At 56.0% G+C, this 7,446-nt stretch carries 5 protein-coding genes; 3 read left to right on the top strand and 2 right to left on the bottom strand.

The features are described from left to right. Both glgA and glgB read right to left on the bottom strand, forming a co-directional pair. Positions 1–1,181: glycogen synthase GlgA (glgA, locus tag ACESMB_RS12720; protein ID WP_372971722.1), on the bottom strand; the 1,181-nt coding region annotated here is incomplete at its 3' end. Next, positions 1,178–3,064, bottom strand: coding sequence for a 1,4-alpha-glucan branching protein GlgB (glgB, locus tag ACESMB_RS12715; RefSeq protein ID WP_372971721.1), 1,887 nt, complete (start codon positions 3,062–3,064; stop codon positions 1,178–1,180). The genes glgA and glgB, both read right to left, overlap by 4 nt. A gap of 191 nt (positions 3,065–3,255) precedes the next feature. Between glgB and glgC the strand changes: the two genes are divergently transcribed. The 3 genes from glgC to malQ all read left to right on the top strand — a co-directional run. After that, positions 3,256–4,521 (top strand): glucose-1-phosphate adenylyltransferase, encoded by a 1,266-nt coding sequence (gene glgC / locus ACESMB_RS12710; RefSeq protein WP_372971720.1) that lies wholly within the window; start codon positions 3,256–3,258, stop codon positions 4,519–4,521. Further along, positions 4,511–6,238: a glycoside hydrolase gene (locus ACESMB_RS12705; RefSeq protein ID WP_372971719.1), complete on the top strand. Its 1,728-nt coding sequence runs from the start codon at positions 4,511–4,513 to the stop codon at positions 6,236–6,238. The genes glgC and ACESMB_RS12705 overlap by 11 nt, the downstream gene beginning before the upstream one ends. After that, positions 6,235–7,446, top strand: a 1,212-nt coding sequence (gene malQ, locus ACESMB_RS12700; protein WP_372971718.1) for a 4-alpha-glucanotransferase, incomplete at its 3' end; no start/stop codon positions are given. The genes ACESMB_RS12705 and malQ, both read left to right, overlap by 4 nt.

The raw sequence follows: 7,446 nt of genomic DNA, 5'->3' as shown, positions 1-7,446 counted from the left end.
GTGCCATAACGCAGGCTGTACATCTGGTTCAGCCCGCAGGGCTCGAAGCGCGACGGCATCAGGAACATGTCGCATCCGGCGGTGATGCGATGGGACAGTCCCTCATTGTAACCCAGCGTCAGCGACATCTGGCCGGGCCATTCCCGAGCCAGCTGTTTCAGGGGCTCCTCGTAACGGGCTTCACCAGAGCCGAGCAGCACCAACTGACAGCCCCGCTCCAGCAGTGTGGGAATCACCTCAATCAGCCAGTCCACGCCTTTTTGCTCCACCAGGCGGCCGATAAAACCGAGCAGGGGGCCGCCGTCCACTTTTAGCCCCAGTTCCCGTTGCAGCTGGGCCTGACATTGTGCCTTGTTCTTGAGATGATCGAGCCCGTAGCGGAAAGCCAGTTCAGGGTCTTCTTCCGGGTTCCAGACACGGGTATCAATGCCGTTGAGGATGCCGGTCAGGCGGTCCTTCCGGTGACTGAGAACGCCATCCAGGCCGTGCCCGTATTCAGGGGTCTGGATTTCCCGGGCATATTCGGGGCTGACGGTGGTGATCCGGTCACTGAACACAAGGCCGCCCTTGATAAATGACAGCTGGCCGTAGAATTCCAGCAGGTCCCACCGCCACAGGGAATCGGGCAGACCCAGGGAGCGGAAGGTTTCCTGGGGAAAAATGCCCTGATACGCCAGGTTATGAATGGTGAATACGGTGCCCGGACGATGGGGATAATGTTCCAGGAATACCGGAATGAGTGCCGTCTGCCAGTCGTTGCAGTGGACGACATCCGGTCGCCAGCTCAGACCCGCCTCGCCGACCGCCATCATGGCGCCGACTTTGCAAAACAGCTCGAACCGGTGGGCGTTGTCCCACCAGTCCCGGCCTTCCTCGTTCTGGTAGGGGTTTCCCGGCCGATCAAACAATGGCGGGCAGTCCATCAGCCAGAGTGTGACCGCGGTACCCGGCAGCCGGGTCTGCCAGAGACTGACTTCGTATTGTCCGATTCTGAACCGAACTTTTCTGCGGGAACCGGCCTCTCTTGCGGCCTTGACGGCTCCAGGGTATCCGGGCAGGAGAATATGGACGTCGTATTCCAGCCTGCAAAGGGCCTCGGGCAGGCTTGCAGATACGTCTGCAAGACCTCCGGTTTTCACCAGTGGGTAAACCTCACTGGTGGCGAATAAAACCCGGATCATAAGCCTGGCCTCAGAACAATCGCGCCTAACGGCGGCAGGGTCAGCTCCATGGACCAGTCGCGATTCATCCAGGGTTGTTCCTCTGCCTGTATCGGCAACGGATTGCCAAGATTACTGCCGCCGTAGTATTCGGAATCGGAATTGAAGATTTCCTGCCAGGTTCCCCCCCGGGGCAGTCCGATGCGATAGTGATGTCGGGGCAATGGCGTGAAATTAACCACAATGACAGAGGTTTCGCCTTTTGCTGAACGCAGGAAACTGATCACGGACTGGGGTGAGTCATGACAATCGATCCACTCAAAGCCCTGCGGTCTGAAACACTCGCCATGCAGCGACACTTCGCGGCGATAGAGACCGTTCAGATCCTGCACCAGCTTTTTGATGCCCTGGTGCCCGGGCTCCGCCAGCAGGGACCAGTCCAGCTCCCGGAATTCGCTCCATTCCCGTCGCTGGCCGAATTCGCCACCCATAAACAACAGCTTGGCCCCCGGATAGCCGTACATGTAGGTAAGCAGCAGGCGTAACGACGCGCGCTGCTGCCAATCGTCGCCGGTCATTTTGTTGATCAGGCTGCCCTTGCCATGCACTACCTCGTCATGGGACAGGGGAAGCAGGAAATTCTCGGTGAAGGCATAGATAAGGCCAAACGTCAGCTTGTCATGGTGGTATTGTCGATAGACCGGATCCTGGCGCAGATAATCCAGGGTGTCGTGCATCCAGCCCATGTTCCATTTCAGATTGAAGCCAAGGCCGCCGATTTCCGGAGGTCGGGTAACCCGTGGCCAGGAGGTGGATTCTTCTGCACACACCAGGGATCCCGGGAACCGGCTCTGGCAGACGCGGTTCAACTCCTGCAGAAAATCGATGGCTTCGAGATTTTCATGGCCGCCATGAACGTTGGGAAGCCATTCGCCTTCCTGACGGGAATAGTTGAGGTAAAGCATGGAAGCCACGGCATCCACCCTCAGGCCATCGATATGGAAGGCATCAAGCCAGAACAGGGCGCTGCCAATGAGAAAATTCCTGACTTCGTGGCGCCCATAATTGTATATCAGGGTTCCCCAGTCCTGGTGGCGGCCCTGGCGGGGATCTTCGTGCTCGTACAGCGCGCTGCCATCAAACCTGGCTAGGGCGTGCTCATCGGTAGGGAAGTGCCCAGGAACCCAGTCCAGAATAACGCCAATGTTGTTCTGGTGGCACTGGTCCACCAAATAGCGCAGGTCGTCCGGTGTACCGAAGCGGCTGGTGGGTGCGTAGTAGCCGGTGGTCTGATAGCCCCAGGATTCATCCAGCGGGTGTTCGGTGACTGGCAAAAGCTCAATGTGCGTGAAGCCCAGCTCCAGAACGTAGGGAATCAGCTGATCGGCAAGTTCGCGATAGGTCAGCCAACGCCCGGAGCCATGATGGCGCCAGGACGCGGCATGGACCTCGTAGATTGAAATAGGGGACTCCTGCCAGTTCCAGTGGCTCCGCCTGGACAGCCAGTCACCATCATTCCAGCAGAAGTGGCCGCGCTCAGTCACTATCGCGGCGGTTGCTGGCCTCAGTTCAAAGGCCTGGCCATAGGGGTCAGTTTTCAGCAGTTGGTGGCCGGCCTCGGTGGTGATCGAGAACTTATAGCAGTTTCCGCTGCCGACGCCCGCGATGAAGCAGGACCACACGCCTGTGTAGTCATGGGAACTCATTGGGTGGATGCCCGGATCCCAGGCATTGAAATCGCCAACGACACTGACTTCCCGCGCATGTGGAGCCCAGACCGCGAACCGAACACCCTCGGTTCCCCGACTTTTGCAGACATGAGCGCCAAGAACATTGTAAATGTGCCAGTGACATCCTTCGGTAAAGAGATGAAGGTCGTAATCACTCAGCGTTGGGCTATCCATAGACCTTACTTTCCTGACCAGATGAAACGTCTATCTATTGAATATTACGAGCTTGGTTTTAAAAATGACTCATGACAATTTTACGTCATAATTACATGATAGTGTTTTAATGGGTTTAAAGGCGTCAAATTAATGGAAATCCCTACCGTAGAACAACCGGGCGCAGGGAAATTGTTTTGAGGGAGATAACAATGGATACAGCCAAACGTTATGTCAGTCGTCTTACTCGCCAGACTCTTGCACTAGTGCTTGCAGGAGGTCGCGGCTCGCGCCTGCACGAACTAACTGATTGGCGTGCCAAGCCAGCGGTTCCGTTTGGTGGCAAGTTCCGGATCATCGATTTTCCACTGTCGAATTGCATCAATTCCGGCATCGGTCAGGTCGGTGTGATCACCCAGTACAAATCCCACTCGCTGATCCGGCATATTCAGCGAGGCTGGGGCTTTATGCGCGGCGAACTGAACGAATTTGTCGAATTGTGGCCTGCACAGCAGCGCATCGAGACCTCCTGGTACGAAGGCACCGCGGACGCGGTCCTGCAGAATCTTGATATCATCCGAAGTCACAACCCAGAATATGTTCTGGTTCTTGCCGGCGATCATATCTACAAAATGGACTATGGTACCATGTTGGCTGCCCATGTTGAGAGTGAAGCCGATATCACCGTTGGTTGCATTGAGGTTCCGGCCGAGGAGGCGTCGGCGTTTGGAGTCATGTCGGTAGACGATGACCTCAAAGTTACTGAATTTTTTGAAAAACCTGAGAATCCACAACACATGCCCGGCAAGCCCGGTACAGCATTAGCCTCCATGGGCATTTATGTGTTTAGCACTGAGGTGCTTTTCGACGAGTTGATGCGTGATCACGAGAGGGATGGCAAATCGTCCCACGATTTTGGTCATGATATTATTCCTTCGGTGATCAAACGTCGGTGTGTGGTGGCGTTTCCATTCCAAGATCCGGTACAGAACAAGCCTGCCTATTGGCGAGATGTGGGAACGATTGATGCCTTGTGGCTGGCCAACCTCGAGTTGATTGGCGTAAATCCTGAAGTAAACCTCTACGATTACCACTGGCCCATCTGGACTTGCCAGGAACAATTGCCACCCGCCAAGTTTGTATTCGACGACGACAATCGTAGGGGTATGGCAGTGGACTCCATGGTCGCTGGAGGTTGTATCGTTTCGGGTTCTATAGTGAAGCGTTCCCTGCTGTTCTCGCAGGTCAGGGTGCATTCCTTCACTGAGGTATCAGACTCGGTCATCTATCCGGATGTCGAGATCGGTCGGTACTGCCAGATCCGCAATGCGCTCATTGATCGTGGCTGCCGGATTCCGGAAGGTTCACGTATCGGATTCGATAAAACAGAAGACCAAAAACGGTTTCGTGTTTCTCCCAAGGGGATTGTGCTGATCACACCCGAGATGCTCGGGCAGGATTACCCTCATGGCCTCTGATACAAAAACTCCGGTTGTCCTCTGCTGGCATATGCATCAGCCATCCTATCAGGATATGCGGACAGGTCAGTTCCTGTTTCCCTGGGTGTACCTGCACACCATCAAGGACTACAGCGACATGGCGGCGCACTTGGAGCATGAGCCCGAGGCAAAGGCAGTGGTGAATTTCGCACCGATCCTGCTTGAGCAGATCGAAACCTATCTGGTTCAGATCGAACGGTGGCGCATCGGCGCCGGGGAGATAGGCGACCCGCTGCTTGCTGCTCTGGTGGCGGATGAGCTACCGGAGACCGGAACGCCTGCCTACCTGGGGCTGGTTGAAAAATGCTTGCGGGCCAACCCTGATCGGATCATCAGCCGTTATCCCACTTTCGCACGACTAGCTGAGATGGCCGATATCTACCGGGAAAAACCGGAATTGCAACGTTATATTTCCAGCCGTTTCCTGTCGGACCTGCTGGTCTGGTATCACCTGGGCTGGATGGGCGAAACCATACGTCAGAAAAACCAATGTATTCAGAGCCTGCAGGAAAAGAGCCATAACTTCACAATAGATGACAGGCGGGCACTGCTTGATGTTATTTTCGATGTCCTGTCCGGCATCGGGCCCAGATACCGGCATCTGGCCCAGAAAGGTCAGGTGGAGCTGTCTGTCAGCCCCTATACCCATGCCATGCTACCATTGCTGCTGGATCTACAATCTGGCCGGGAGGCGATGCCGGATATTGCTTTGCCGGTCCACAGCCATTACCCCGACGGCAAGGAGCGGGCGGACTGGCAACTCCAGCAGGCAAAAAAGGTTTTCCGGCGATTTTTCGGCATAGAGCCTGCCGGCTGTTGGGCGTCGGAAGGTGGCCTCAGCCAGACCACGCTCGGGCTACTTGACGAGCATGGCTTCCGCTGGACCGCCAGCGGTGATTCCGTGTTACACAACAGCCTCAACCTGGCGCGCGAAGCGAACCCGGAGCTACCGGATACCAGCATACATAAGCCTTATACCTTCGGTGACTCCGCAGCCAGTGTTTTCTTCCGGGATGACGGACTCTCTGATCTCATCGGCTTCACCTACGCTGACTGGCACGCCATGGATGCAGTCGGCGACCTGGTCCACCATATGGAAAACATTGCCCGGGAAGGCCAGGGCAAGTCCCACCAGGTAATATCCGTCATCATGGATGGCGAGAATGCCTGGGAATACTACCCGGAAAATGGCTTTCACTTTCTGGACGAACTGTACCGGGTACTTGCTCACCACCCGACATTGCAACTGTCTACCTACAGCGAATTGGTTGCAGACCCGGTGGCCGAACCGGACCGTCTCCCCCATCTGGTGGCAGGCAGCTGGATCTATGGCACCTTTTCAACCTGGATTGGCGACCCAGACAAGAACCGCGCGTGGGATCTGCTTTGTGAGGCAAAGGTTCATTACGATCGGGTGATGTACAATGGCCGCCTCAATTCAGAGCAGAAGGAGTCTGCCAGGCAGCAACTGGCTATCTGCGAAGGATCGGACTGGTTTTGGTGGTTCGGAGATTACAACCCGGCCCAGATCGTGGGTGATTTCGAACGTTTATACCGCAGGCACCTGGTCAACCTGTACAAGCAGATAGACTACCCGGCACCGCCCTCAGTATTCAAGCAACTGAGTCAGGGCAACGGCGAACCTGCGCGGGGCGGCACTATGCGGCCCGGCCATGAAGCGGATGGTCCGGTATGACTTCGAGCAGCCCCGCGGATCTGTTTAGCACCCGGCGGGCCGGTATCCTGCTTCACCCAACCAGCCTTCCAGGTACCTGGGGAGTTCTCGGGGATAGCGCCCGTAAGTTTGTGGACTTTCTGGCGGACAGTGGCTTGAGCCTCTGGCAAACACTTCCTATCGGGCCAACCCACGGAGACCTGTCACCCTATCAGTCTCTGAGTGCCCATGCCGGTAATCCTGATTTCATGGATCTATCCGAGCTCTTGAATATGGGTCTCCTGGCAGAGGCCGAACTGGTGCAACCGGGTGCCGACGCGCGTAAAAGTCTGTTGGCGTTGGCAGCACACCGCTTTTTCAACAATGAAGGTGCAGGCAGTAACGGGATCGACCAGGCTGGTTTTCAACGCTTTCGGGCGAACAATGATTACTGGCTGGATGAATTCTGTCTTTTCGTCGCGATTCGGGAGGTACAGGAAGCGCAGCCATGGCTTCGGTGGCCGGAAGCCCTGAGAGACCGGGAAGCTGCCGCACTCCAGGATTTTATTGAACAGAATCAGTCCCGGCTTGCTAGAATCCGGTTCGAACAGTTTCTGTTCCATCAACAGTGGCAGGCCCTTCGCGACTATGCCCGTAACAAGGGTGTATTGCTCTTTGGAGACATCCCGATTTTCGTTGCACACGATAGCGCCGATGTCTGGGCCAATCGACACTTGTTCAAACTGGACCAAAAGGGGGACCCCACAGTGGTGGCCGGTGTTCCGCCGGACTATTTCTCGCCGCACGGCCAGCACTGGGGCAATCCGCTCTATAACTGGGAGGCCATGGCCGGAGATGGCTATCAGTGGTGGCTGGAACGGCTTGAGAGCCAGCGCCACCTGTTCGACCTGATCCGTATTGATCATTTCCGCGGGCTCCAGGCCTATTGGGAAATCCCAGCAGAAAAACCGGAACCCATACACGGATATTGGGTACCCGGTCCGCGGGGCCCGTTTCTTGAGGGCTGCTTCAACCAATTTCCGTACTTACAACTGGTTGCCGAAAACCTGGGCACTATTAGTGAAGACGTGGAAGAACTTCGCAAACGATTCCGGCTGCCGGGGATGACAGTGATGCAATTCGGCTTTGATGGCAGCCCCGACAACCCCCATCTGCTGAACAATCATCATCCAAGGGATCTTGTATACACCGGGACACATGACAACGACACCACCATGGGCTGGTACCAG

Source organism: Marinobacter sp., assembly GCF_041686475.1.
Classification (GTDB): Bacteria; Pseudomonadota; Gammaproteobacteria; order Pseudomonadales; family Oleiphilaceae; genus Marinobacter.
Note: the sequence above shows the minus strand (reverse complement) of the source record. Positions and strands in the feature narration are given on the sequence as shown.

Bases quoted from the DNA above. Each gene is read 5' to 3' on its own strand.
- glgB (WP_372971721.1), bottom strand. From the start codon at position 3,064: ATGGATAGCCCAACGCTGAGTGATTACGACCTTCATCTCTTTACCGAA.
- glgC (WP_372971720.1), top strand. From the start codon at position 3,256: ATGGATACAGCCAAACGTTATGTCAGTCGTCTTACTCGCCAGACTCTT.
- ACESMB_RS12705 (WP_372971719.1), top strand. From the start codon at position 4,511: ATGGCCTCTGATACAAAAACTCCGGTTGTCCTCTGCTGGCATATGCAT.